Below are 24,247 nucleotides of genomic sequence, written 5' to 3'. Positions count from 1 at the left end.
TTATGAGTTACCTCCTACTATTGATCCTGTCATAAGTTGCCGCCTCCGTATCCAATATCTCCTGGAGAGAAGGGTTTTCAATATTCCTGTGTACCTGCATACAATCCTCAATAATCTCCACAATCTCAAGATACTTGATCTCCCGGTTCAGGAATTGGCGCACCGCCAGCTCATTTGCCGCATTAAAGACCGTCGGCAGGGTGCCACCCTTTCGTCCCGCGTCATAAGCAAGTTTCAGCCCGTAGAACGTATCCATGTCCGGCTTCTCGAATTCCAGTTTCCCAAGGCTCCAGAAATCAACCCTGTCCCCCGGAAGATACCTTCTCTTGGGATAGTACAGCGCATACTGGATCGGCAGCTTCATATCCGGCGTTCCAAGCTGCGCCATCACCGCGCCGTCCACATATTCCACCATAGAATGGATGATACTCTGAGGCTGCACCACCACCTGCACCTGGTCCACATCCACGCCGAACAGCCACTTCGCCTCTATGACTTCCAGCCCCTTGTTGACCATGGTAGAAGAATCAATGGTAATCTTCTGCCCCATCGCCCAGTTCGGATGTCTGAGGGCGTCCTCCACACGGATTTCCAGCAGATCTTCCTCCTTCTTCCCGCGGAACGGGCCGCCAGACGCCGTAAGGAGAATCTTGTGGAGCGTCTTTCGTTCATTTCCCTGCAAAGACTGGAAGATGGCGCTGTGCTCGCTGTCCACCGGGAGGATGGATACATGGTTTTCCTTTGCCAGCGGCATAATGATATGCCCCGCCGTCACCAGCGTCTCCTTATTGGCAAGGGCAATATCCTTCCCTGCCTTGATCGCCTCGATTGTGGGGCGGATCCCAATCATCCCCACAATCGCTGTCACTATTATCTCCGTTTCTTTAAGAGTTGATACCTCCAGAAGTCCGTCCATCCCGGACACTACCCTCGTATCCGTATCGGAAATCCGTGTTTTCAGCTCCTTCGCCTTCTCCTCGGACCAGACTGCCGCAAGCCGCGGACGGAACATGCGAATCTGCTCCTCCAACAGACCGATATTGCTGCCCGCTGCAATGCCGCAGACCTCAATGTCGCCATTTTCCCTGACAACCTCAAGCGTCTGCGTACCAATCGAACCTGTAGAACCTAATATGGCTATTTTCTTCATTACATCTCTCTCCCATACACTATATATATGCAGGAACCGTTCCTGTCATTATATAAAACAACCTGCTACAAATTCCCCGCCAAGAGCGTCGCCAGGTAATAGATAACCGGCGCGGTAAAAATTACACTGTCGAAACGGTCCAGGATCCCGCCATGGCCGGGAATCAGTTTCCCATAATCCTTAATCTCATGGTTGCGTTTAATCGCAGACGCCGCCAAATCACCTACCTGTGAAATAGCTCCGCCCGCAGCACAGATCACCGCATAATGCACAGGCGAGACAAAAGCTCCTCCAAAGCGGTTCACAGCAAGGGCAAACAGCGCGCCAAGCAGCGCAGCGCCCACAATCCCCCCGATTCCGCCTTCCACGGACTTCTTAGGGCTGAGCTTAGGCGCCATCTTATGCTTCCCAATCAGCACCCCCACACAGTAAGCACAGGTGTCACATCCCCACGAACTCAGGAAGATCAGCCACACTACCACACCGCCGTCTGAAAGCATGCGGGTCTGATACACATAGGAAAGCATGACCGCCACATAGAAAAAGCCAAAAAATACCGTCATAACCTGCTCCGCACGGAACTTCGGAAATGTAAATACATACACAGCCATGAGCAAAATCAGAAATAATATAGAAAGCATGGTGACATACTCCGAAGCCCTGCACCACAACAGTCCATAATAAACCAAAGCTGCCAGATACCCGGCGGCTCCCAATACCTTTCCCTGAACTCCAACTACTTTATATAATTCTGTCATGCCCACCAGGCTGATGGCTCCAAGGAATGCAAACAAAATCTCCCCGCCCAATCCAACCGTCGCCACCAACACAATCACCAGCACGATCCCGCTTAACAGCCTCGTCTTAAACATCCTGCCCCTGTTCCTCCTTTACTCCGCCGAAACGTCTGTCCCTTGCGTTATACTGCTCAATCGCCTTCATCAGCTCTTCCTTCGTGAAATCCGGCCAGTGGACGTCCGTAAAATAGAATTCCGTATACGCAAGCTGCCACATCAGGAAATTAGACAGCCTAAGCTCCCCGCTGGTCCGAATCAGCAAATCCGGATCCGGGATGCCATGGGTATCCAGATATCCCTCCAACAGCTTCTCATCAATGGACTCCGGCTCCACCTTCCCGTCCGCACAATCCCTGGCAAGCCTTCTCACTCCCCGGATAATCTCATCCCGGCTTCCATAATTAATTGCAATCTGGAAATTCAGCCCCCCGTTGTCCTTCGTGGCTTCTTCAAGCTCCCCGATTCGGCTGCGAATATCTTCATCCAGCTTAGTCACATCGCCGATTACACGGATCTTCATGTCATTCTTCGCCGCCGTTTTCAGGCAGGTCTTCATATAATTCCGCAAAAGCTTCATCAGTGCGGCAACCTCGTCTCCCGGCCTGTTCCAGTTCTCCGTGGAAAATGCATACACGGTAAGATACTTGACCCCCATACGGTAGGCGTCTTCACAAATGCGCTCCACATTCTTGCTTCCCTGGGCATGGCCGTAATTGCGCGGCATCCCTTTTGACTTCGCCCAACGGCCGTTTCCGTCTAAAATAATCGCAACATGCTGCGGTATTACCATAGCTCTTCTCCTTTCCACAAGTGCGCTGATATCTCATGCATGAACGGGGGGACAGACCCACACACAGGCTTTCGGTCTGTCCCCTCTCTCACGAAACCGTCATGACTTCCTTAAACCGTCATAACTTCCTTCGACTTATTATCCACTGCCTTATCTACTTCCTTCACAAACTTATCCGTCAGTTTTTGAAGCTCTGTCTCCATATCCTTAATCTCATCCTCCGAAACCTCCGTCCCTTTCAGCTTCTTCAGCGCGTCATTGCCGTCCCTGCGGATGTTGCGGATTGCGACCTTCGCCGCCTCTCCCTTCTTCTTGACATCCTTCACCAGCTCTTTTCTGCGCTCCTCCGTAAGCTCCGGGAACACCAGCCGGATCATGCTTCCGTCATTGGTGGGGTTGATCCCCAGATCGGAAACCTGAATCGCCTTCTCAATGACTTTCAGCATATTCTTCTCCCATGGCTGAATCTGAATCATGCGCGCCTCCGGCACAGACACATTCGCCACCTGCTGAATCGGGGAAGGCGTACCATAGTAATCCACCTTAATCTTATTCAACACATTGGGGTTGGCGCGCCCCGCCCGGATCGTCCCCAGTTCGCCATCCAGATTGGCCATGGTCTTATTCATCTTGTCCTCATACACCTTTAATCTTTCATTCATAATTGCTTCCTCCTTTATTCTGCCCAATATAAATCCCAGCTATACCGTCACCCTGGTTCCCGTAAATGTCCCTGTCATCGTCTCTACAATACTGTTCTCTTCATTCAGCCCGAACACCAGCATCGGCATCCGGTTCTCCAGGCACATAATCGAAGCCGTCAAATCCACAGCCATTAACTTTTGGTCAATCACCTCCTGGATGGAGATCTCATCATACTTCTTCGCATCCGGGTTCACCTTAGGATCGCTGTCATAGATCCCGTCGATCGCCTTCGCCAGCAGCATGGCGTCCGCCTCAATCTCAATGGCCCTAAGCACTGCCCCCGTATCCGTGGAAAAGTAAGGATGTCCGGTTCCTCCGGCAAAGAAGACGACCTTCCCCTCCTCAAGGGCTTCCACTGCCCTGTCCTTAGAGAATAACGAAGTAAAAGCGCCGCACACAAACGGGGTAAATACTTCCGTCTTCATCCCCACATAACGAAAGATATCCGATACATAGATACAGTTCATCACCGTAGCAAGCATCCCAATCTGGTCAGCCTTCACACGGTCAATCGTCTCACTGGTCCTGCCCCTCCAGAAATTGCCTCCGCCGGTCACAATCGCTACCTGGATGCCGCCGTCCACCAGTTTCTTCACCTGTCTGGCAACACCGACACAGGTCGCCTCATCAAATCCCGTCTTCTTATCACCTGCGAGAGCTTCCCCACTTAGTTTCAACAATACTCTCTTCATCCGTCCATACTCCTTATTCTATTCTTTCCATAGCGAGAATTATTTCCAAACCATTCTTGCATTCACCATGATAAATTATATCATAGGAATAAAAAAAATGGAATACACTACCGCCAACATTCTACATCATTCACAAAATTACATGCCATACGCAAAAATTGTCGAAATTGTTTAAATTCTTAATTTTCAATCTGTAATTGACAGCAATTTAACTAAGTGCTATAATGTACCATAACAATTCGTTATGGGGACATAACATTTTGTTATGATACTATTGCATACATAGGGAAAGAACCAAGCATTAGTAAAACCAATAAAAAGGAATGAGGTGCAGTTTATGAGTAGTATTAGTATTGTAATTTTGTGTACAATTCTTGCTTATATGTGTCTGCTGATCGGCGTCGGCATATATAATGCGAAGAAGAACAACAGTAGTGAAGATTTCTATCTCGGCGGCAGGAAGATGGGTGCGCTGGTCGTTGCCATGAGCGCCGAGGCAAGCGATATGTCAAGCTGGCTGTTAATGGGGCTTCCGGGAGTCGCCTATCTGACCGGCCTTGCGGACGCCTTCTGGACGGCGGCGGGCCTGGCAATCGGTACATATCTGAACTGGCTCTTTACATCCAGAAGATTAAGACGGTATTCCGAGAGAATCGGCGCAATCACAGTGCCCACATTCTTTGCCAAGAGATTCCACGATGAGAAGAACATCATCACCGCGATTTCCGCAGTGATTATCGTAATCTTCTTCGTTCCGTATGTAGCCTCCGGATTCGCGGCATGCGGTAAGCTATTCAACTCTTTGTTCGGTTTGGATTACATGACCGGAGTTATTATATTTGCAATTATTATCGTAATCTATACGATTATGGGAGGATTCACCACGGTTGCCACCAACGACCTGATCCAGAGTATCGTCATGTCCATCGCGCTTGTTTCCATCGTAACCTTTGGTGTGAGCAACGCAGGCGGCATGGGCGCTGTTATGGACAATGCAAAGTCGCTGTCCGGCTATCTCTCCCTCTCCGCAATCCATGACGCGGTGGCAGGAACGGCAATCCCCTATTCGCCGCTGACGGCAGTATCCCTTCTGGCATGGGGAATCGGGTATTTCGGTATGCCGCATATTCTGGTAAGATTTATGTCCATCGAAGATGAACAGAAATTAGTACTTTCCAGACGCGTTGCTTCAATCTGGGTAACATTTGCCATGGGCATCGCAATCTTTATCGGTATCGTTGGTCTTGCGGTAGTCAATGCCGGCGGCATGGCTCCGTTAGAGGACAGCGAACGTGTTATCATCGCACTTACGAATGAGCTAAGCCAGAACGGCGTCCTGGCGGCAGTCCTTGGCGGCGTGATCCTTGCAGGTATCCTGGCGGCTACCATGTCCACGGCAGACAGCCAGATGTTGGTTGCAGCTTCCGGCGTATCCGAGAATATCGTGCAGGATTTCCTCGGTAAGAAGCTGACAGAGAAACAGGGACTTAACATTGCCCGCGCCACGATCCTTGGCATAGCGGTAATCGCGCTGTTCTTAGCAAGAGATCCGAACTCCAGCGTATTTGGAATCGTATCCTTCGCATGGGCAGGCATGGGCGCTGCATTCGCCGGCGTTATGATTTGTGCATTGTTCTGGAAACGTACTACCCTTCAAGGCGCGCTTGCCGGTATGATTGCAGGAGGCGCAATGGTATTTATCTGGAAATACATGGTTCGTCCATTAGGCGGAATCCTCGACATCTATGAACTGCTTCCGGCATTCTTAGTGTCACTGGTTATGATTATTGTAGTGAGCTTGGCTACGAAGGCTCCTTCTCAGGAGATTATTGATGAGTTTGAGAGCGTCAACGTCAAAAAGTAACATTTCTCATACATTTACCCAAGAAAAGGGGGCTGTCATTCTGACAGCCCCTCTTCGTAAAAAACTCTTTTAACTATGTATATCTCTTCTTCAACACAGGAACCGCTTCTGCCTCCCCCTGTTCCAGCATTCCTTTTGCCTTAAACTGACGCATAATCCGGAAATACATCACCAGCAGCAATCCTGCCGCCAGTATCCATGCCACCGGGCTTGCCAGACAGATTCCAAGAAAACTTCCGAACCGGGATGCTGCGACAGCCGCCATGCTCCTTCCCACCAGCTCTGCAATCCCCGCCGTCATAGGCAGCAATCCAAAACCCATTCCCTGAATCCCATTCCGGTAAATATTGACAACCGCTAAAAACACAAAAGAAAGGGCGGCACAACGCAGGCTGATATCCACATATTCCGTAATCTCCCTTACATTTTCCGAGACAAACAACACCGTCATGGATTTTCCGCAGAAAAATACCAAAAGTCCTGTTAAAACCGCATAGACCTCTCCCATCCATGTGGCGCTCCGAAATCCCTGCCGGATTCTGTATATCTTTCCCGCCCCCATGTTCTGGGCGCAGTAGGTTGACATTGCCGTACCCAGCGCAATATAGGCCTGAGTCACAATCTGTTCAATCTTCACAGCCGCAGAATAACCGGCGACAGCCACAGAGCCGAACACATTTAATGCCGTCTGTACAACGATTGTCCCGATTGCCGTAATGGAAAACTGAAAAGCCATGGGGAACCCAATCTTCATCTGCCATTTCATCAAATTCCAGTCAGCCTTCCAATCCTCCCTGTGAAGATGAAGCTCCGGTACATATTTTATAATGTAGAACAGGCACAAAAGCCCCGATACACCCTGCGAAATCACCGTGGCATAGGCGGCGCCCGCCGCTCCCATGTGGAATACTATGATAAATACCAGATCCAGCACAATGTTCAGGAGCGCGGCAAGAATCAGAAAATACAGCGGTCTTTTGCTGTCCCCGATTGCTCTTAAAATTCCTGCCAGCAAGTTATATAACACCTGTGCAACAATCCCGCCGCAGATTACCATGATATATGCATAAGCCTGATCATACATATCCATCGGCGTATTCATCCAGTTCAGCACATCCCGCATCAGCGCCATGCTCACTGCCGTTAGCAGCACAGAAACCACCAGCGAAAGGATAGCCGCAGACGCAACCGAACGGCGCATCGCCTTATCGTTCCCTGCACCGTAGTGCTGCGCAGTCACAACGGTAAATCCCGCCGTCATCCCCATCAGGAATCCAAGAATCAGAAACGTAAGCGTCCCGCACGCTCCCACGGCAGCTAACGCCGTATTCCCCACAAACTTCCCCACAATCACTGTATCCGCCATGCTGTAGAACTGTTGGAACACATTTCCTATAAAAATGGGAATCGTAAAGTTCAGCAGAATCTTCGCCGGCTTCCCTGTTGTCATATCTCTTTCCATATTCATTCCTCCTCTATATTTTTGAATATTGCAATACGATGTAAAAAAGAAAACTTTATCCATTATATTAAATATAGAGAATGAATACAATGCATAATTTCTCCAAAAAATATCCGCATCCACACCAGAATGTGGTTGTTTTAGCTGATATTTGCCTGGAGTCTTTTCAAACCCGAGTTCCACTGCCAAGCCGCAGCCGCAGTCAGCACAAGAATCCAAGTAAGCGCCAGAACCATATTTCCCGCCAGTTCTTCCATGTTCCCGCCATTTAGCAACGCATTAACCGGAGTATAGATATAGAATTTCATCGGCTGCAGTGAGATTTCACGGTAAATAACCGTAAACAAAACCGCCGGAACAAGAATGACCAAATAGCATACCATCCAAGCCACAAATCTTGAGATTACCGGAACCACATACTGTACCGGCCTTACTAAAAAATTCGCCATGATTCCCTGCTCCACATCCTTTTGGATGTCTGTTGCAATATGCATAAACGGAAATGCATAGCCAAGCAGTACCACAAATAAATAGTAGCAAACCATATAACTCAGTTGGACGCCGCTATACTTAAGCAATGCCTTCCACAAGAAAATATACATCAACATCTGCACCGGCAGATAGACCAGTTTCAAAAACAATTCCATCGGATATTTTCTGTACATCTTCATGTAAATCCCTACTAATACCCTGTATTTATCCATTGATGCTTTCATACCGTTCCAATCCCTTTTCCCATAAAAACTGATTCGCTGCAGACCACAGCGCCATTAAAAACAAAAAACCTGCGCCCGAAATCACCAATTCTGTTGTTCCTATTGGAAAGCAGACGATTTCCGCGGAAAATGTGCTGAAAAAATAGAAGGGAAATACAAATTGAAACACATATACCAACGGCTTAGGAAGAATCGTCAGCGGGTACTTGTTAAACGATGTCAGACAGTCCGATATCTCAGAAACCGCGCTCATCTTTCCGTGCCAGAACGCAAGATAACTTGCGCACAGGCGAATTAGGGCAAGAATCAAATTGGCACCTACTACCACTAAAATCCCAAAGAAGATACCAATGACATGAAGTCCATTTCCGGCAAACAATAGAAGTACCGTAAATTCCACAAACGACAGTATAATGCCAATATAATCCACGTTTAAAAGCAGGAAACGCACCCGGGAATCCATTGGCCTTGTCAGAGTATTATCGAGAACGCCTCCATGCACATACATCCAGAATCTCGAAGCATAAGTAAAGACCGCTCCGTCCAGGCCATAAAATAATTCTGAAAATGCAAGGAATACTACGATATCTCTGTAGCCCCAGCCTTCCATAGTAAACCCTGCCTCTTGGATAATATACCAGAACAACAGATTCAACCCGAGATAAACCACCTTACTGCTCACATCCAGAATATAGTCTAAGGAATAGTATCTTAATCTTCTCCACTCGAATAGAAACATAATATTTATGATATTAAACAGTTTCTTTAAGGACATCCTCCAATACCTCCCTCACTGAAACATGCTCCATATTGAGGGATTGAATCCGATAGGCTTCTGCCAGTTCGGCAATCAGCCGGCCCGAATCCTCACCTTCCTGAATGGTAAATTCCAGCTCCTTTTCCTCTGCTTTTACAGAAGAAGCCTTCTCTAAAAGCTTTCCTGCCTTATCCCCGTGCAGAACTGCCTCGTACTTTACAATCATCTTCTGGGACTTCCCTACCTTATCCGTTACCGTTCTTGGATTGCCGTCATAGCACACCCGCCCCCCGCGAAGGATAACCGCCCTGTCGCAGACGCCCTCGATATAATCCACCTCATGAGTGATGATAAGAATCGTCCTTCCCTGCCCCTTTAATTCTGCAATCAGGTCATATAAGCCCTTCTTGGCGTTATAGTCCAAACCAATCGTTGGCTCGTCCATATAGATATACTGCGGTTCATGCAGCAGTATGGATACCAGCTCACATTTCACACGTTCGCCAAAGCTAAGCTTTCGGTACGGCTTTTCCAAAAGTCCGGCAATGTGAAGATATCCGTCCAAAAATGCCAGATTCCTTTGAAAATCTCCCTGAGAAATTCCATAAATTGCCTGAAAAAACTTCAGATTGTCAGAAACGGACAAATCTACAATAAACGAAGGCTTCTGATTAAAAATAACACTCATATTTTTTACAAGCTGCTTTCGCTTCTGAAAGGTGTCCTGCCCGTCTACCGTAATCTTCCCCTCCGACGGACGGATAACGCCGCACAGACATTTTACCAGGGTAGACTTTCCGGAACCGTTGGCGCCCAGAAGTGCAATCATCTCTCCCTTTTCAACCGTCAGGCTGATTCCATCCAAGATTCTGATTTTATTCTTTTCCTGTGTATTCCTTGACTACATGTTCAAATTGTATCATGCTTTCCCCTCTCTGCTTTACAAAGAGCAATGCTTTTATTCTTTCTTTTACCTCAATTTCGGATTGTCCTGACAATATGCTGACAGTCTCTTGAAAAGCCACAAACAGCCTGCTTTGCCTTTATCATACTTCAAATCTAAAATAATATCAACTTTTGATTTTGCCGATTTCCATCCAAAAAAGAAACTATGCTTTCCCTTCACATTTTATAAAAAATCAAGTATACTATAGATAATATCCCCCTCAGAGCGTTTCTGAATATGACAATAAATACACTAAGAAAAAGAGGTAAAGGAACATGGACAGGATACTGGTCGTAGACGACGCAGAATTAAACCGTGAACTACTATACGATATATTAAAAGACAATTACATCATCGAGACGGCGGAGGACGGAGCCGAAGCTCTGGAAAAACTCAGGAAATACCGGGGCGGCATATCCGCTCTGCTCCTGGATCTTCGGATGCCAAAGCTCGACGGCTTTGCCGTCATCGAACAGATGCGGCAAAACGGCTGGATCAAACACATCCCCGTACTCATTATCAGCAGCGAACATGCCATTGAGATTGAAAACCTCTGCTTTCATCTGGGCATATCGGATTTTATCCATAAACCTTTTGAAAGCTCTATCGTATTAAACCGGGTAAAAAATGCAATCGAATTATTTGCCTGCAAGAACCAGTTAGAGCAGACGGTAGAACAGCAGGCATTGACTCTGAAAAAGCAGGACATGATTATCCAGATGCAGGCAAAACAGTTACGGGACGCAAGGGATTTCAGGCATCTTATGATGGAATACAGCTCGGCAATCCTTGAGGTTGAGACAAAACTAAAAGTGCTGAATGCAGAATTCTCACAGGTCTATAACCGGAATCCCTTCGAGTCTATCAAAAGCAGGCTGAAATCACCAGAAAGCATTTACGAAAAATTAGAACGAAAAGGCTATCCCGTCACACTGGACAGCATCCGGGAGAATCTATCGGACGTGGCCGGGCTTCGTATCATCTGCTCTTTCCCAGATGATATCTACCGTCTGGCTGAGCTTTTCATCAAACAAGACGATATTGTCCTGGTGCGCCAGAAGGACTACATCAAAAATCCCAAGCAGAACGGCTATCGAAGCCTCCACTTGATCCTGGACGTCCCCATCTTCCTGTCCAACGGGAAAAAATACATGAAAGTAGAAGTCCAGTTCCGCACAATCGCGATGGATTTCTGGGCAAGCCTGGAACATAAGTTAAAATATAAAAGAGATGTGGGGAATACCGATGAGATTGTGAAGCAGCTCAAGATGTGCGCAGATTCTATTGAGGATTTGGATTATCAGATGCAAAAAATCCGGGATCAGATTGACCTTTCCCGTGAATAGAGGAATTCTATGCTTCCGATAGCACAGAGCAAAAAGCCTCAGCACAGCCCGCTATGCCTACGTTTTTTGCTCTGCACTCTCAAAAGCCTAGTCTGCTTTCCTGGCAGCGGCAAAATACTCATCCACAAGAACAGCCGCATCCTCTACACACTGTATGCAGCACGGAAGGGGCTGCGGGCCGTCCATGTTCTTGAGCTCCCGGCAGTAAATGGAACCGTTCTTTTCACGATATTTTGCCGCCGCCTCACGGAATTTGGCATAAGTATCCATCTTCGTTTTCCGTGGATTCTCCATATCCCCGGCGCTGTTGGCAAGGCTAATCGTCAGGAACATTCCCGTCACTGCACCGCAGGTGTCACGTAATCCTCCCATGCCAAGACCGAACCCTTCCGTAAGCCTAAAGACGTCTTCCTCTTTGACCCCCAGCTCCTCGCAATACGCACAGATTACCGCCTGGCAGCAATTATAGCCCTTCTTAAATTTCTCAACCGCTGTTTCCTTATTTGCTTTCATAATGATTCATCCCCTTTTTAAGATTCGCGCACTCGTTTCAGGTTCTCAATCCATCCTGCCTGGCAGGCGTCGCTTGGCATCCTCAGATCCCCTCTGGGAGACAATGCAACCGTCCCCACCTTAGGTCCGTCCGGCAGGCAGGAACGCTTAAACTGCTGCGTAAAAAATCGTCTCAAAAATGTTTCAAGCCATCTGTAAACCGTATCATCATCATATTCACCGTGAAATGCATATCTCGCCAGCCGATAAATCTTAGCCGGCTCATACCCAAACCTAAGGAGATAGTACAAAAAGAAATCATGAAGCTCATAAGGCCCAACTAAATCTTCCGTCTTCTGGGCAATCTCCCCGTCCTTTGGCGGTAAGAGCTCCGGGCTTACCGGAGTATCCAGCACATCATAGAGCACACATTTCAGCTCCTCATCTCCGCAGGTATCCGCATAATAATGAACCAGATGGCGCACCAATGTCTTAGGCACAGATGCATTTACCCCATACATAGACATATGATCCCCGTTGTAGGTCGCCCACCCAAGCGCCAGCTCCGACATATCCCCGGTTCCAATTACGATGCCGCCATTCTGGTTCGCCACATCCATCAGCACTTGGGTACGTTCCCGCGCCTGAGCATTCTCAAAGGTGACGCTGTGATCCCCAGGGTCATGCCCGATATCCTCAAAATGCTGGTTTACCGATATGCCAATGGGAATCTCCCGCAATGTCGCTCCCAGTTTGACCGACATCTTACAGGCATTCCGATAAGTCCGGTCCGTCGTCCCGAAACAAGGCATCGTCACAGCCGTAATCCCGCTCCGGTCAATTCCCAGCATATCAAATGCTTTTGCCGTCGCCAACAGCGCAAGCGTGGAGTCTAACCCTCCTGAAATCCCGACCACAGCGTTCTTCGCATGGGTATGGCTTAGCCGCTTTTTTAATCCCATTGCCTGAATCATAAGGATCTCTTCACAGCGTCTCTCCCTCTCCTGCCCCTCTGCCGGGACAAAAGGACTAGAGGAAATACTTCTGGTAAGGCTTGTCTCTTCTATCCGGATGTCAAACGGAATCCGTCTAAGCCGCGGCTCCTTTGCCGCCTGAAAGGTGGTATTCCTCCTTCTCTCGCTTTGCAGACGCTTCCAATCAATCTCTGAGTAGATGACGCCGTTGACAAAGCGGGTACTCTCCTTCAAGATTGTCCCATTCTCCGCAATCAGGTTATGTCCGCCGAACACCAAATCCGTCGTTGATTCTCCTTCACCCGCATTGGCATAAATATAACCACAGATGAGACGGGCCGACTGCCCTTTAATCAGCCTTCTTCGGTAAGAATCCTTCCCGACTGTCTCATCGCTTGCCGAACAGTTGGCAATGAGCAAAGCCCCTTCCCTTGCCGCCTCAACACTCGGCGGTACGAAAGACCACGCATCCTCACAGATCTCCGCAGACACCACGAGAGATTCTATGGATGATGCGGCAAACAAAAGCTCAGGGCCAAAGGGAATCATCTCCCCGTCAAACAGAATCTCACGAGCCGTCTCAGGTCCGGGGCAAAACTGGCGCATCTCATAAAACTCTCCGTAATTAGGTAAAAACGTCTTGGTCGTAAACCCTAAAATCTTCCCACGGTTGAAAGCCGCCGCCACGTTATACAGCTCCCCGCCCACAGCAATCGGGGCGCCCACAAACACCAGAGCGTCTTTCCCTGCCGTATGCTCTGCAATCCTGTGGAGTGCAAGCCGCGCACCGTCAAGCAGGACGTCCTGTGTAAAGAGGTCGCCGCAGGTATATCCCGTCACGCACAGTTCCGGGAATACCACAATCTTCGCCCCTGCACCCACAGCTTCATCAATCATGCTGCATATCCTTCCCGTGTTATAGGCAACATCCGCCACCCGTATATCCGGCGTCGCCGCCGCCACCTTCAAAAACCCATCCTTCATCTTGCCGGTTCACTCCTTATTTACTGCGTTTGATAATCTCCTTTAACTCTTCTACCGTATATTGATATGCCGTATTACAGAAATGGCACTTGACTTCTATGTCTTCCCCATCCTCAATCATCGCCTGAATCTCTTTCCTTCCGATGCTTACAACCGCCTGCTCCACCCTCTCCTTCGAGCAATTACATGAAAACTGCGTCGGCATCCGATCGGTAATCTCAAGGCCTAACCCTTCAAACAAAATCCCTAGCAGATCCTCCGGCGTATGCCCTTGGTTCAGAAGAGAAGTTACCGAAGGGACATTCTTTAAATTCTCCTCCACCCTGCATATCGTCTTCTCCTCTGCAAACGGCATCATCTGAATGATAAATCCGCCTGCACAGCGCACCGTATTATCCTTCTCCATCAGGACTCCAAGCCCCACAGAAGACGGAACCTGTTCCGAATTCGCAAAATAATAGGTCAGATCCTCTGCAATCTCACTGGATACCAGAATGGTCTGCCCTGAATAAGGTTCTTTTAATCCCATATCCTTGATTACCTGAAGAAGGCCGATCCCGACAGCCCCGCCTACATCTAATTTGCCATTCTTAGGAGGCAGCATAACATTCGGATTCCCGGCATACCCCTTTACATTGCCGTGGCTGTCCGCCGTAACCGTAAGCCCTTCAATCGGTCCATCCCCACGGATCTGCAGCGTCAGCATATCCGTATCATTCTTCATCATACTTCCCATCATCGCTCCTGCACTAAGAAGTCTCCCAAGCGCAGCCGTAGCTACAGGGCTCATGTTGTGGCGCACTCTCGCCTCCTCCACCACCCGCCTCGTCGCAGCCGCAAACGCACGGACCTGACGGTCTGCTGCAGTAGCCCTTACTATATAATCTTCCATCCTTCTATTCTTCGCCCCTTTTCCAGAATTATACACCGTTGACTCAGATTCCTGTCTGCATCGGAACAACGCTTCATCTACCAGCCTTACTTCCCATATTCTTGCGCAATCACACAGACACGCCCGCTGGTGTACATCGGAGCCTTCTTGGTATACGCGTCATATGCCGCAACATAACGAAGCCCCGCCTTCTCAATCAGAGTCTTAATCTTCTCCAACGTATATGCCTTCTGCTGGTGAACCTCCTGATATTTCCGGTAGAGTTCGGGATTCTCCTGGCTCTGAACAAATAAGGTCAACTGATACTCGTTCGTCTTATCCTCAGCTCTGTAATAATTCTCCCAGATAAAACTACATTCTTCCCGCTCCTCTGCAATCACTCGTTCACCCAAAATCTCTCGATACTTGTATTCTGTGTTAAAATCAAAGATAAATATACCTTGCGGATCGAGATAATTATTCACAAGCTTGAAGACTTCCGTTAATTCCGCATCATCTTTTAAATAATTAACCGAATCACAAACGCTGACAACCGCCTTGACCGTACCATATAACTCAAAGGACTGCATGTCCTGAAGAAGATACAAGATGTCATGACCGCTCCTGATCCGCTTCTCCATAGCAAGCTCAAGCATGGACTCAGAGTTGTCCACACCAATCATATCATATCCCTTTTTTGCCAGTAATTCCGTCATATTCCCTGTCCCGCAGCCCAGCTCAAGCACAAGGCCGTCAAAGATATCGTATTCTTTTAATATATCATGAAGATAATCCGCCCACTGTTCGTAAGGTATATTATCCATAAATGTATCATATACCTCAGCAAAACTCGTATATGCCTCCATCCTATTCTCCTTCGCCACCTGTATTCTAATAATGCACGCATTCGCGTGCATCTTTATTATATCATGGCCTGAGGGGTTTTTCAATAATGGAAAAGATTGCCTGATTTCCGCAATACCTTCCCCCTTATATACCGAAACGTCTCCTCTTCCCCGTCCCTCGCCAACATCTTGAGCAAATCATGCAGAAGCTTCGCCGTCTCCGGATGAACCATTCTCCCAAGCCTTGACGCGCCCTTCTCGTAATACTCCAAGGGATAAGAATCCTCATACTTGCTCCCACGGTAAGTCTTCGCCGCCGCAATCCTGTCAATAAACATCTCGATAACATACCTAACAGGCATCTTCATACCAATGATTCCCTCATCCGGGTCCGTACTGTAATCAATCCAGTATTCATAGTGATGACGGTTCCTCCCTTTATGATGGAGCCACGCCCTGGAATACCCGATATCCTCCCGCTCCGCATTGTTTGGGCTTCTGGTTCCCTGATAATACCTGCACCCCACCAGGAACTCCGAAGGGGAATACTTCGACAAATCATGAAGTAGCCCCTGCCGGTACAGCCCCACCTTAAAACACCCCTTCATGACCAGCAATCTGTGATGATTGATCGTCCTGAAATGCTGCCATGCTTTCATATCCCTTATTCTCCTTTCTGCCTGCCCAATGCCCTTTGTGTCCCTTTTCCTCTTTCTGCTGCCCCTATCTCCTTTGATCCCTCTTCATCAAAAACGATTACACAGCCTACATCCACCCATCTCAGGAAAGATATCTATCCAGATCACACAGCAGCGCTATGCACCAGAAATAAGACCAGAAGATGCGCCGGATAGAACATATAGAAGAAATACTTCATACTCTTCCCGCGCTCCCCGTTATACAAGGCAATCGGAATCATGGCCAATGCACCGTATCCCTGTATACTGCCATTCCACAAAAAATTCCATAATGCCCCGCACACCGTCTTAATCCACAGATTCTCCCTCAGCAAATAAAACAAGGCAATCAAAAGAATCCCCTTAAAACTATAATCCGTCCGCAGGAGATCCGCAGAAGCCATGACCAACAGAATCTCCACCGCTTTCAACGGCAGTTCCTTACTATACTTCAACAGCTCCATCAGGGCTACGCCCAGAAGCAGCGTAAAAAATACATTCTGATGGTCAAGCTCCACAACCTTGCCATAGAACGCAAGGTCATAAGGAACCTCCGAAACCAGCGCAAACCCGCCAAGCCTTATCATATATTTCCGGACATCCCGGGTGTGTACGAACCCTTCCACCAGCAGAAAGCAGAAAATCGGAAACGAAATACGCCCCACATAACGTAACGCCCACACTCCCGGGAAGAATACCGCGCCCACATGGTCAATCACCATCGTTACGATTGCGAGCCACTTGAGCTGATACGACGTCAGCCCCTTTCTTTTCACCACTTCTGTCCAATTTGTCCCCATCTTCTTCCCTGCCTGCAAACACCATAATCATCCGTTCTTTCAGAACCACATTCCTCTGATTCTTAACACACACCGGTTTATCAAGAACCCCCTCCTTCGTGGAGGCTATCATATACCACTTCTTCTTTCTCGGAAGAGCCGGCAGAGCAAAAGAATGTTCGATCCAATGCATATTATAAGCAATAAAACAGTCCTCGCCGCCTGCTGCCATCCCACTGTAATAGACGCCGATCTGCCGGCTATACACCTCTGAAGGAACCCGCCACGCACTCTCCCCGTGGTAAGATACGTCTGGAATCCCGCATCTCGCCTGATCCATCCCCCGCATCTCTTCCTTAGGCATGAACACCGGATAACGCTTCCTTACGGCAATCAGCCCCTTCACAAAATCATGAAGCTCCTTCTTCTGCTCAAGACGGCTCCAGTCCGTCCACCCGGTAGGATTATCCTGACAATACACATTGTTATTCCCTTTCTGCGTATTCCCGAATTCGTCCCCCGCAAGGATACAGGGGGTCCCTTGGGCAAGCAAAAGCAAAAAGAACGCATTTTGCACCTGCCGCTCCCTAAGACTGACGATTGCCTTCTTCCTGGTCATCCCTTCCGCCCCGCAGTTCCAGCTATAGTTATACTCCGGCCCGTCCTGATTATTCTCCCCGTTAGCTTCATTATGCTTCCTGTCATACGAAACCAGATCACAGAGAGTAAAGCCATTCTGGTTCGTAATACAGTTGAATATCCCGTCTTTCTCGGAAACGTGCCGAAGCCAATACATGACCCCTTCCACCATTCCCTCGTCCCCTTTCAGGAACCGGCGCATGACCGTCTGAAATTCAGTCCGGTGAACCATAATCTTCGTCTTCTTTAAAATCGGGTCCGCATAAATCGCCTCCATCGGCGCAATCTGCGGGTTCAGTATGAATCCGTCTATGTGGTACTCAATCATATAATATCTCAGGCATTCCTCCATCATCTGCTTCGAGACATCTTCCGTAAACGGCATCTCAAGAACCACTTCAATCCCCGCCTTGTGGCATGCCTTCACCATATCCTTCAATTCCTGGACTGCATCCCTGGACTTCGCATAAGAACTCTTAGGCGCGAACCAGTACGCCGGACCGTATCCCCAATAATTCCGGTACTGCATACACTCCTCAAAATCATAGATTGGCATGCACTGAATCTGGTTGATGCCCAGATCTGTAAGGTACGGCAGCTTCTCCACCACCCCCTGGAACGTCCCTTTGCCCTTCACCTTAGAAGACCCATGCTTCGTATACCCCCTGACATGCAGGCTATATGCGACCACGCTGTGATACGGCAGGCACAGCGGCATATCGCCCTCCCAGTCATATTCCTTATCATACAAGATTCCTCTTACTTCATGTTCCTGCACACTGCGTTCCCGGCCCCATATTTCCCTGCCGGCAATCGCCTTCGCATACGGATCGATTACGACTTTCCCCCCGATGCGGTAGTTGTATTCATATTTCGATGGTTCTATTCCCTCCAGGGCAAGATAACGAACCTCCCCAAGCTCCCGTTTCATCTCATAAACGGCATATGGTTTCTTGGCCCCGGCGCGGTAAATCAATAACTGACACTCCTTCTCCTGCGGCACCGCCACAGAAAAATTCACAATACTTCCTATCATGGTAGTTCCTAACGGTAAGGGTCGCCCCTGTATCTCCTTCATGCCTTAACTCCTCCTGCTCTCTTGCGGAACTATACAGCTATTGCTATAAAATCAGCCTCTCTACTGCCATCCGTCTACTCCATACATCTCAACATTATCCTTGTCAATCATGAACACTTCTTCAAAAATCTCCGTCTCATAGTCTTCCCCGTTCAGCATTGCGACTGCTGTCTTTGCCGCCGTCTTACCGATATTAATCGGAGACTGCGCCGCCGTTCCCGCAATCTGCCCGTCCGCTTTTTTCAGTTCCTTTTTAATGTCCGGCGAACCGTCTACCCCATAGATGACTACCGTTTTCAGGCCTGCAAGGTTCACCGCCGTCTTTGCCGCAACTGCAAGCTGGTCATTGCCGCACATAATCGCCGAGACATCCGGGTGCTTTGTAAGGATCTCCTTCGCAGCCCCCAGCGCCTTTTCAAATTCTCCGTTGGTATCTACACGCTCCACCACTTCAAACCCCTTGGGAGCCAAAGCAATCGCCTCCTCAAATCCAGTAATCCGGTCATTGATAGAATTCTGGGTCGGACATTCTAAGATTGCCACCTTCCCGCCTTCCGGACAACGCTCAATCAAATCCTCCCCGCAGATATATCCCGCCTCCACGTTATTAGAACCGATATAGGCGTCTACATAATCCATCTCCTTCACCTGAGTATCCACATTAATAATCTTCACATCCGCCTCTTTCAAGGCTTGAAGAGCAGGCGTGATTGCCTCCCAGTCCACCGGGCACAGGAAGATTGCATCGATTCCCCCCTCAATCATCTCCCGAATCTGTGCCTCCTGGTCTTCCGGGCTTGAAGCCGGGTCCCTTGTAAGAAGCTCATACCCATCTTTTTCAATCACCTCCCTGATTGCCGATTCCAACGTTATAAAATAAGGATTCTCCATATCAATCCCAGAAAAACCAAACACATATGTATCGTCTTCCTCCGCAGGCGTTTCCTTTTCCTTTGACTCATCAGACACCGCATTGTCTTCCGGCGTCCCCACGTTCTTCTTGCATGCGGACAATACGAAAAAGCATACGAGCATCAGCAATGCCCCTAACAACTTCCTTTTTCTCATCCTCTTCTTCCTCCTTTTTATCTTTTTCGCATATCCTCCTATTATTCTACAACATTTTTATGTGGCTGTGAATAGTAACTTTCAAAACCTTCTTGCATTTTCCCCTTTCCTTTGGTACAGTAAAAGTATCGAAATACAAAGGAGACAGATACTATGGATGAATACATGACAGTCGAACTGACACTTGACAACGATGAAGTCGTAAAATGTGCGATTCTTACTCTGTTTGAAGCCGCCGACAGGGAATACATAGCTTTGCTCCCCATGGACGAAGAGGGGAACACCGAAGAAGGGGACGTTTACCTCTATCGCTATGTGGAGACACCCGAAGGCGAACCGGAACTCGAGAATATCGAAGATGACGAAGAATACGAGATTGCCGCGGATGCATTTGACGAGTGGATGGACACACAGGAATTCGAGGAACTAGACGAGGAGTAACTCTTCAACAAAACGGGAAGGATTCAGGTCTTTTCCGTTTTTTTCTTTCACATAGCTGATGATGAGTCTTTCCTTCGCCCTGGTCATGGCCACATAGAACATCCGCCGCTCCTCCTCGATTTCTTCCATAAGCCTCGCTTTCCGGTAGGGCGTGTTTCCCTCATTTGCCGCGATGATGAACACCAGCCCATATTCCAATCCCTTCGCCCCATGCATCGTCATGAGCGAAACCCCGCCGGATTCCTTCGTCTGATCCCACCGCTTTGCCTTCTGCTCGGCAAGAGTTTTTTTATAATCCTCTACATGGCAGAACCATTCCTCTGCCGTCCGGTATTCTTTTGCGCTCTGCTGTATTTCATCCGCAGTCTCCATCAGCTCCTCCACAGAAACCTTATGACTTACGGCGTATTCCCTGAGGAAGCCGTCATATCCCATCCCCTTGCGGATATACTGGATTGCCGCATAAGGAGCCTTGTCCCTGAGCATTTTCATATCCCACTCAAGCTGGTCGATCCGGTCAATCATCCATGCCTTGTCACAGTAAAAATTCCGCAGAGATTCATAACTTACTTTTCCCTCCATGCTGTCCCGGCCAAGATAACGCTTCGGGCGGTTGGCGATTCGCAGCAAATATCTGCGCTGGCACCCCTCCTGAGACAAATGGAGATAACTCATCAAATCTATCCCGATAAAATGGTCGTACAAGCTGTTGATTTTCTCCTTCATAATAAACGGAACCTGCCCTTTTGCCAACGACTCCGTCAAAGCCCTTGCATCCAGACTCGTGCGGTACAAAACTGCCATTTCCTCATAGGGGATTCCCTTGTCCCTGTACTCCCGGATCGTCTCAAGGACATAATTCCCCTCTGCCGCCGGGTCGCGTACCTCCTGGACATGAATCGTCTCTCCTTTTCCCTTCTGTGACCTAATCTTCTTGTCATACCGTTCCTGATTATGGCTGATGACACGGAGCGCCCCCTTCACAATATGCACAGTAGAACGGTAGTTCACATCCAAAAGAATCCTTCTCGCCTTAGGATAGTCCCTGGCAAACTCTAACATGATTCCCGGCTTCGCACCCCGGAACCCATAGATGGACTGGTCGTCATCCCCCACCACGAACAGGTTATCCTCCGGGGCCGCAAGCATCCGCACCACGTCATACTGGGCCTGATTCACATCCTGGAATTCATCCACCAGGATATAGCCGAATTTCTCCTGCCATTTCTTTAGGATATCCGGTCTTTTCAGAAATAATTCCCGGCACATGACTAACATATCTTCAAAATCTATCTTCCTGAGTTTCTTCTTCTCACTCTCATAGAGCCGGTACAATTCCCGGAACCGGGACGCCCCGTAACGCTTCGACTCATAGGTTTCGATGTCGCGGCAGTCGTTCTTGATGTTCCCCACCTCGGCGGCAAGCTCTTTCAGAGCGTCCCGCTCATCTCCTAAGTCCCCCGCAGGCTCAAAACCAAGCTGCGCCGTAATCTGCCTAAGCAGCGCCTCCTTCTCCTCATCCGTCAGAAGATTTTCCTGATTCAGCCGGTATGCCCACTTCAGGATTCCATAATAAATCCCGTGGAAAGTGCCGAACGTCACAGGAATCCCCCGCTTCCCCATAACCTGCCAGAACCGCTCCTTCATCTCATTTGCCGCATACTTGGTAAAGGTAATGACCAGAATTTCTTCTGGCCTTACCTTATATTTTGTAATCAGATATTCAATTCTCTTTGCAATGGTAAGAGTTTTCCCGGAACCGGGACCGGCGAGAACCATACATGGCCCGTCCTTGTGGGCAACCGCCTCACTCTGTGTACGATTCAAACTCATAGATTCCCCTTATCTGCTTAACAGCTCTATCCCTTTTCGGATTCGGGCAAGCGATTCTTCTTTTCCGATGATTTCCATAATCTCCGTCGCTCCCCCCGGGGTATTCTGTTTCCCGGACACCGCGGTACGGATGGGCCACATCACAAATCCGGTCTTGTAACCCTTCTCGTCCACATAAGCTTTCAGGACCTGAAACAGTGCGTCATTACTGAAATCCTCCTGTGCCTCCAGAAGCGGCAGCACTTCGCTAAGCACCGACAGAGACTTCTCTTCATTGGTCTTCATCTTCTTGTGGCAGTACATTGCCGTATCATATTGGGGCAGCTCCTCAAAAAAGTCAATCTGCTCCCTGATATCCGGGAATACCTCAATCCTGGTCCGGACAAGCGCAGCAATCTTCCTAAGGTCATAGTCCTTTGAAACTACCTGCTGGATATACGGCTTTGCCATCTCATAGAAACGATCTTCTTCCATCGCCTTGAAATATTCGCCGTTCATCCACTTGAGCTTCACGATGTCAAATACTGCCGGGGACTTGCTCATATGACGGTAATCGAATTCCTTCACCAGTTCTTCCAGTGAGAAAATCTCCTGATTGCCCTCCGGGCACCACCCAAGCAGGGCTACATAATTGACCACGGCTTCCGTGATAAACCCCTGATCAATCAAATCTTCGTAGGAAGAGTGGCCGCACCGCTTGCTCAGCTTCTTATGGTTCTCGTCCGTAATCAGCGGACAGTGTACATAGGTCGGGACATCCCACCCAAACGCCTCATATATCTTATTGTACTTAGGCGCAGAAGACAGATACTCATTCCCCCTGACAACATGAGTAATCCCCATCAGATGGTCGTCCACCACATTCGCAAAATTATAGGTGGGATACCCGTCCGATTTGATTAATATCAAATCCTCTAGTTCCTCGTTGGGAACCGTAATCTCCCCGTAAATATCATCTGCAAACGTCGTCGTCCCTTCCGTAGGCATATTGAACCGGATAACGTAAGGCTTGCCCGCTTTCAGGTTCGCCTCCACTTCTTCCTTGCTAAGGCCGAGGCAATGCTTGTCATAGACGACAATCTCCGTCCCCCCATCCTCCGATACGCTGCTCTTTAAAGATGCAAGCCGCTCCTTGTCACAGAAACAATAATAAGCATCCCCCTGCTCGATGAGCTGCTTGGCATATTTCAAATATAACCCGGAAGCATTCCGCTCACTCTGCACATAAGGGCCAACCCCGCCGTCCTTGTCCGGGCCTTCGTCATGGACAAGCCCCGTCTGTGCAAGAGTATGGTAAATGATATCCAACGCCCCTTCTACAAAACGTTCCTGATCCGTATCCTCAATCCTGAGCATGAAGTCTCCGTCCTCATGCTTCGCAATCAGATACGCATACAGCGCAGTCCTTAAATTCCCCACATGCATCCTGCCTGTGGGGCTTGGCGCAAATCTTGTTCTAACTTTGTTCATGTCTAATCTCCTTCATCAGCTTTATTGTTATTTAGACGAATCTTCCCAATGCCGCATCTGCATTGGGAAGATTCTTATATCTATCCAAGTTCTTTCCGCAGTCGTTCCAACAGGTCATCCACCCTCTCGTGGATCACGATATCTGCCAGCCGCTCCGCATAATGGGGCGTCTCATTAACCAGAATCAACTTATCCCCTTCGTAATAATTAATCAGTTGGTTGCACAGATAAGAATTCAGGTGGGAACCCAGCACCAAAAGCACATCCGCCTTCTGAATCTCCTCAGCCGCCCTGGTGATGACGCCGTTATCCACCATCTCCCCGAACAGGCACACCCTCGGCCTTACCGGAGTCTTACAATCTTCACAGAGGGGGACTCTGACCGAATCCCGGACATACTCCATCGAATACTTCCTGCCGCAGTGAGGGCAGAAATTATTGTACACATTCCCATGAAGGTCTATGACATTACGGCACCCTGCCCTCTGGGGCAGCCCATAAATCCGTCTGGTAATGATGCACTGGAACATCTTTCTTCGCTCAAGCTCCGCCATCTCCAAAAATCCCTTTCCCGGAGGTGTTGTAAGCCGGCTGAGTATCTCGTTACGGTAGAACGCGTAGAACTGTTCCTTGCGTGTCGAATAAAATGCGCTGGAAAACATCTCTTCCATGGAGTATCCGTATTTCTGTTCTATATCGTAGGATACATCGCCATCCCGGATTGACGGATAGCCGCTCTCAAGAAGCATACCGAACCCGCTCAAAACCGTAGTATAACGGCTTTCCTTTAGTATTTTCAACAAATTACCCTCTGACATATGCTCACCTTCCTTTATAGCTAAAACGGTTCCTGTAGCTGTGTATTGCATCT

Annotated in this window: 24 protein-coding genes; 3 read left to right on the top strand and 21 right to left on the bottom strand. The window is 48.6% G+C overall.

All coding sequences use genetic code 11. From position 1 onward, the window contains the following. Window positions 1–7: 7 nt before the first annotated feature. From AC6I3O_RS11850 to pyrH, 5 genes are all read right to left on the bottom strand, one after another. Entirely contained in the window at window positions 8–1,150 is a 1,143-nt protein-coding gene (locus tag AC6I3O_RS11850; protein WP_497851054.1) for a 1-deoxy-D-xylulose-5-phosphate reductoisomerase, read from the bottom strand. Window positions 1,151–1,215: 65 nt separating this feature from the next. Beyond that, window positions 1,216–2,022, bottom strand: coding sequence for a phosphatidate cytidylyltransferase (locus tag AC6I3O_RS11845; RefSeq protein WP_497851053.1), 807 nt, complete (start codon window positions 2,020–2,022; stop codon window positions 1,216–1,218). Next, complete coding sequence (uppS, locus tag AC6I3O_RS11840) at window positions 2,015–2,737, bottom strand: undecaprenyl pyrophosphate synthase (RefSeq protein WP_497851052.1); 723 nt, start codon at window positions 2,735–2,737, stop codon at window positions 2,015–2,017. Before uppS ends, AC6I3O_RS11845 begins: the two co-directional genes overlap by 8 nt. Before the next feature lie 110 nt (window positions 2,738–2,847). Continuing rightward, the gene (gene frr, locus AC6I3O_RS11835; RefSeq protein ID WP_497851051.1) at window positions 2,848–3,399 is read right to left on the bottom strand and encodes a ribosome recycling factor; all 552 of its coding nucleotides are present in this window, start codon (window positions 3,397–3,399) and stop codon (window positions 2,848–2,850) included. 39 nt (window positions 3,400–3,438) lie between these two features. Beyond that, window positions 3,439–4,134, bottom strand: coding sequence for a UMP kinase (gene pyrH / locus AC6I3O_RS11830; protein WP_497851050.1), 696 nt, complete (start codon window positions 4,132–4,134; stop codon window positions 3,439–3,441). Between the two features lie 337 nt (window positions 4,135–4,471). On the opposite strand from pyrH, the gene AC6I3O_RS11825 reads away from it, so the two are divergent. Continuing rightward, a complete protein-coding gene (locus tag AC6I3O_RS11825) occupies window positions 4,472–5,998 on the top strand; it encodes a sodium/proline symporter (RefSeq protein WP_497851049.1) in 1,527 nt (508 codons plus the stop codon). Between the two features lie 73 nt (window positions 5,999–6,071). Here AC6I3O_RS11825 and AC6I3O_RS11820 read toward each other — a convergent pair whose 3' ends face one another. From AC6I3O_RS11820 to AC6I3O_RS11800, 5 genes are all read right to left on the bottom strand, one after another. Next, complete coding sequence (locus AC6I3O_RS11820; RefSeq protein ID WP_497851048.1) at window positions 6,072–7,460, bottom strand: MATE family efflux transporter; 1,389 nt, start codon at window positions 7,458–7,460, stop codon at window positions 6,072–6,074. Window positions 7,461–7,600: 140 nt separating this feature from the next. Beyond that, on the bottom strand, window positions 7,601–8,176 hold the full coding sequence (locus tag AC6I3O_RS11815) for a hypothetical protein (protein WP_497851047.1): 576 nt from the start codon (window positions 8,174–8,176) through the stop codon (window positions 7,601–7,603). After that, window positions 8,157–8,951, bottom strand: a complete 795-nt coding sequence (locus AC6I3O_RS11810; protein ID WP_497851046.1) for an ABC-2 family transporter protein — start codon at window positions 8,949–8,951, stop codon at window positions 8,157–8,159. Before AC6I3O_RS11810 ends, AC6I3O_RS11815 begins: the two co-directional genes overlap by 20 nt. Then, window positions 8,929–9,798 carry an ATP-binding cassette domain-containing protein gene (locus AC6I3O_RS11805; RefSeq protein ID WP_497851045.1) on the bottom strand — a complete coding sequence of 290 codons (870 nt, stop codon included), beginning with the start codon at window positions 9,796–9,798 and terminating at the stop codon, window positions 8,929–8,931. Before AC6I3O_RS11805 ends, AC6I3O_RS11810 begins: the two co-directional genes overlap by 23 nt. 10 nt (window positions 9,799–9,808) lie before the next feature. Continuing rightward, window positions 9,809–9,958: a hypothetical protein gene (locus AC6I3O_RS11800; RefSeq protein WP_497851044.1), complete on the bottom strand. Its 150-nt coding sequence runs from the start codon at window positions 9,956–9,958 to the stop codon at window positions 9,809–9,811. Between the two features lie 196 nt (window positions 9,959–10,154). On the opposite strand from AC6I3O_RS11800, the gene AC6I3O_RS11795 reads away from it, so the two are divergent. Continuing rightward, window positions 10,155–11,225 (top strand): RelA/SpoT-related domain-containing protein, encoded by a 1,071-nt coding sequence (locus AC6I3O_RS11795; RefSeq protein ID WP_497851043.1) that lies wholly within the window; start codon window positions 10,155–10,157, stop codon window positions 11,223–11,225. An 87-nt stretch (window positions 11,226–11,312) separates the two neighbouring features. Here AC6I3O_RS11795 and AC6I3O_RS11790 read toward each other — a convergent pair whose 3' ends face one another. The 8 genes from AC6I3O_RS11790 to AC6I3O_RS11755 all read right to left on the bottom strand — a co-directional run bounded on the left by AC6I3O_RS11790 (window position 11,313) and on the right by AC6I3O_RS11755 (window position 19,632). After that, window positions 11,313–11,738: a C-GCAxxG-C-C family protein gene (locus AC6I3O_RS11790; RefSeq protein WP_497851042.1), complete on the bottom strand. Its 426-nt coding sequence runs from the start codon at window positions 11,736–11,738 to the stop codon at window positions 11,313–11,315. A 17-nt stretch (window positions 11,739–11,755) separates the two neighbouring features. Then, entirely contained in the window at window positions 11,756–13,675 is a 1,920-nt protein-coding gene (locus AC6I3O_RS11785; RefSeq protein ID WP_497851041.1) for an NAD(+) synthase, read from the bottom strand. A gap of 16 nt (window positions 13,676–13,691) precedes the next feature. Further along, window positions 13,692–14,567, bottom strand: a complete 876-nt coding sequence (gene hslO, locus AC6I3O_RS11780; RefSeq protein WP_497851040.1) for an Hsp33 family molecular chaperone HslO — start codon at window positions 14,565–14,567, stop codon at window positions 13,692–13,694. An 86-nt stretch (window positions 14,568–14,653) separates the two neighbouring features. Next, window positions 14,654–15,463, bottom strand: a complete 810-nt coding sequence (locus AC6I3O_RS11775) for a class I SAM-dependent DNA methyltransferase (RefSeq protein WP_497851039.1) — start codon at window positions 15,461–15,463, stop codon at window positions 14,654–14,656. A 29-nt stretch (window positions 15,464–15,492) separates the two neighbouring features. Next, window positions 15,493–16,050 carry a DUF5662 family protein gene (locus tag AC6I3O_RS11770; protein ID WP_497851038.1) on the bottom strand — a complete coding sequence of 186 codons (558 nt, stop codon included), beginning with the start codon at window positions 16,048–16,050 and terminating at the stop codon, window positions 15,493–15,495. Window positions 16,051–16,193: 143 nt separating this feature from the next. After that, window positions 16,194–16,868, bottom strand: a complete 675-nt coding sequence (locus AC6I3O_RS11765) for a TraX family protein (protein ID WP_497851037.1) — start codon at window positions 16,866–16,868, stop codon at window positions 16,194–16,196. Next, complete coding sequence (locus AC6I3O_RS11760) at window positions 16,780–18,564, bottom strand: alpha-amylase family glycosyl hydrolase (RefSeq protein ID WP_497851036.1); 1,785 nt, start codon at window positions 18,562–18,564, stop codon at window positions 16,780–16,782. Before AC6I3O_RS11760 ends, AC6I3O_RS11765 begins: the two co-directional genes overlap by 89 nt. 60 nt (window positions 18,565–18,624) lie before the next feature. After that, a complete protein-coding gene (locus tag AC6I3O_RS11755; protein WP_497851035.1) occupies window positions 18,625–19,632 on the bottom strand; it encodes a sugar ABC transporter substrate-binding protein in 1,008 nt (335 codons plus the stop codon). Window positions 19,633–19,785: 153 nt separating this feature from the next. Between AC6I3O_RS11755 and AC6I3O_RS11750 the strand changes: the two genes are divergently transcribed. After that, window positions 19,786–20,073, top strand: coding sequence for a DUF1292 domain-containing protein (locus tag AC6I3O_RS11750; RefSeq protein WP_497851034.1), 288 nt, complete (start codon window positions 19,786–19,788; stop codon window positions 20,071–20,073). Here AC6I3O_RS11750 and AC6I3O_RS11745 read toward each other — a convergent pair. The 3 genes from AC6I3O_RS11745 to AC6I3O_RS11735 form a co-directional block, all read right to left on the bottom strand. Then, entirely contained in the window at window positions 20,059–21,906 is a 1,848-nt protein-coding gene (locus tag AC6I3O_RS11745; RefSeq protein WP_497851033.1) for an ATP-dependent helicase, read from the bottom strand. The two genes, AC6I3O_RS11750 and AC6I3O_RS11745, sit on opposite strands and share 15 nt — an antisense overlap. A 9-nt stretch (window positions 21,907–21,915) precedes the next feature. Next, on the bottom strand, window positions 21,916–23,376 hold the full coding sequence (gene gltX, locus AC6I3O_RS11740) for a glutamate--tRNA ligase (RefSeq protein WP_497851032.1): 1,461 nt from the start codon (window positions 23,374–23,376) through the stop codon (window positions 21,916–21,918). An 80-nt stretch (window positions 23,377–23,456) separates the two neighbouring features. Then, complete coding sequence (locus AC6I3O_RS11735; protein WP_497851031.1) at window positions 23,457–24,194, bottom strand: SIR2 family NAD-dependent protein deacylase; 738 nt, start codon at window positions 24,192–24,194, stop codon at window positions 23,457–23,459. Window positions 24,195–24,247: the final 53 nt, after the last annotated feature.

The sequence above is a fragment of the Sporofaciens sp. St.21A7 genome, from assembly GCF_059728535.1.
Note: the sequence above shows the minus strand (reverse complement) of the source record. Positions and strands in the feature narration are given on the sequence as shown.

Coding starts and splice junctions, on each gene's coding strand:
- AC6I3O_RS11770 (WP_497851038.1), bottom strand. CDS start 16,050: ATGAAAGCATGGCAGCATTTCAGGACGATCAATCATCACAGATTGCTG.
- AC6I3O_RS11790 (WP_497851042.1), bottom strand. CDS start 11,738: ATGAAAGCAAATAAGGAAACAGCGGTTGAGAAATTTAAGAAGGGCTAT.
- AC6I3O_RS11845 (WP_497851053.1), bottom strand. CDS start 2,022: ATGTTTAAGACGAGGCTGTTAAGCGGGATCGTGCTGGTGATTGTGTTG.
- AC6I3O_RS11735 (WP_497851031.1), bottom strand. CDS start 24,194: ATGTCAGAGGGTAATTTGTTGAAAATACTAAAGGAAAGCCGTTATACT.
- AC6I3O_RS11815 (WP_497851047.1), bottom strand. CDS start 8,176: ATGAAAGCATCAATGGATAAATACAGGGTATTAGTAGGGATTTACATG.
- AC6I3O_RS11775 (WP_497851039.1), bottom strand. CDS start 15,463: ATGCACGCGAATGCGTGCATTATTAGAATACAGGTGGCGAAGGAGAAT.
- AC6I3O_RS11745 (WP_497851033.1), bottom strand. CDS start 21,906: ATGAGTTTGAATCGTACACAGAGTGAGGCGGTTGCCCACAAGGACGGG.
- frr (WP_497851051.1), bottom strand. CDS start 3,399: ATGAATGAAAGATTAAAGGTGTATGAGGACAAGATGAATAAGACCATG.
- AC6I3O_RS11820 (WP_497851048.1), bottom strand. CDS start 7,460: ATGGAAAGAGATATGACAACAGGGAAGCCGGCGAAGATTCTGCTGAAC.
- uppS (WP_497851052.1), bottom strand. CDS start 2,737: ATGGTAATACCGCAGCATGTTGCGATTATTTTAGACGGAAACGGCCGT.
- AC6I3O_RS11825 (WP_497851049.1), top strand. CDS start 4,472: ATGAGTAGTATTAGTATTGTAATTTTGTGTACAATTCTTGCTTATATG.
- hslO (WP_497851040.1), bottom strand. CDS start 14,567: ATGGAAGATTATATAGTAAGGGCTACTGCAGCAGACCGTCAGGTCCGT.
- gltX (WP_497851032.1), bottom strand. CDS start 23,376: ATGAACAAAGTTAGAACAAGATTTGCGCCAAGCCCCACAGGCAGGATG.
- AC6I3O_RS11750 (WP_497851034.1), top strand. CDS start 19,786: ATGGATGAATACATGACAGTCGAACTGACACTTGACAACGATGAAGTC.
- pyrH (WP_497851050.1), bottom strand. CDS start 4,134: ATGAAGAGAGTATTGTTGAAACTAAGTGGGGAAGCTCTCGCAGGTGAT.
- AC6I3O_RS11755 (WP_497851035.1), bottom strand. CDS start 19,632: ATGAGAAAAAGGAAGTTGTTAGGGGCATTGCTGATGCTCGTATGCTTT.
- AC6I3O_RS11785 (WP_497851041.1), bottom strand. CDS start 13,675: ATGAAGGATGGGTTTTTGAAGGTGGCGGCGGCGACGCCGGATATACGG.
- AC6I3O_RS11760 (WP_497851036.1), bottom strand. CDS start 18,564: ATGAAGGAGATACAGGGGCGACCCTTACCGTTAGGAACTACCATGATA.
- AC6I3O_RS11850 (WP_497851054.1), bottom strand. CDS start 1,150: ATGAAGAAAATAGCCATATTAGGTTCTACAGGTTCGATTGGTACGCAG.
- AC6I3O_RS11765 (WP_497851037.1), bottom strand. CDS start 16,868: ATGGGGACAAATTGGACAGAAGTGGTGAAAAGAAAGGGGCTGACGTCG.
- AC6I3O_RS11810 (WP_497851046.1), bottom strand. CDS start 8,951: ATGTCCTTAAAGAAACTGTTTAATATCATAAATATTATGTTTCTATTC.
- AC6I3O_RS11795 (WP_497851043.1), top strand. CDS start 10,155: ATGGACAGGATACTGGTCGTAGACGACGCAGAATTAAACCGTGAACTA.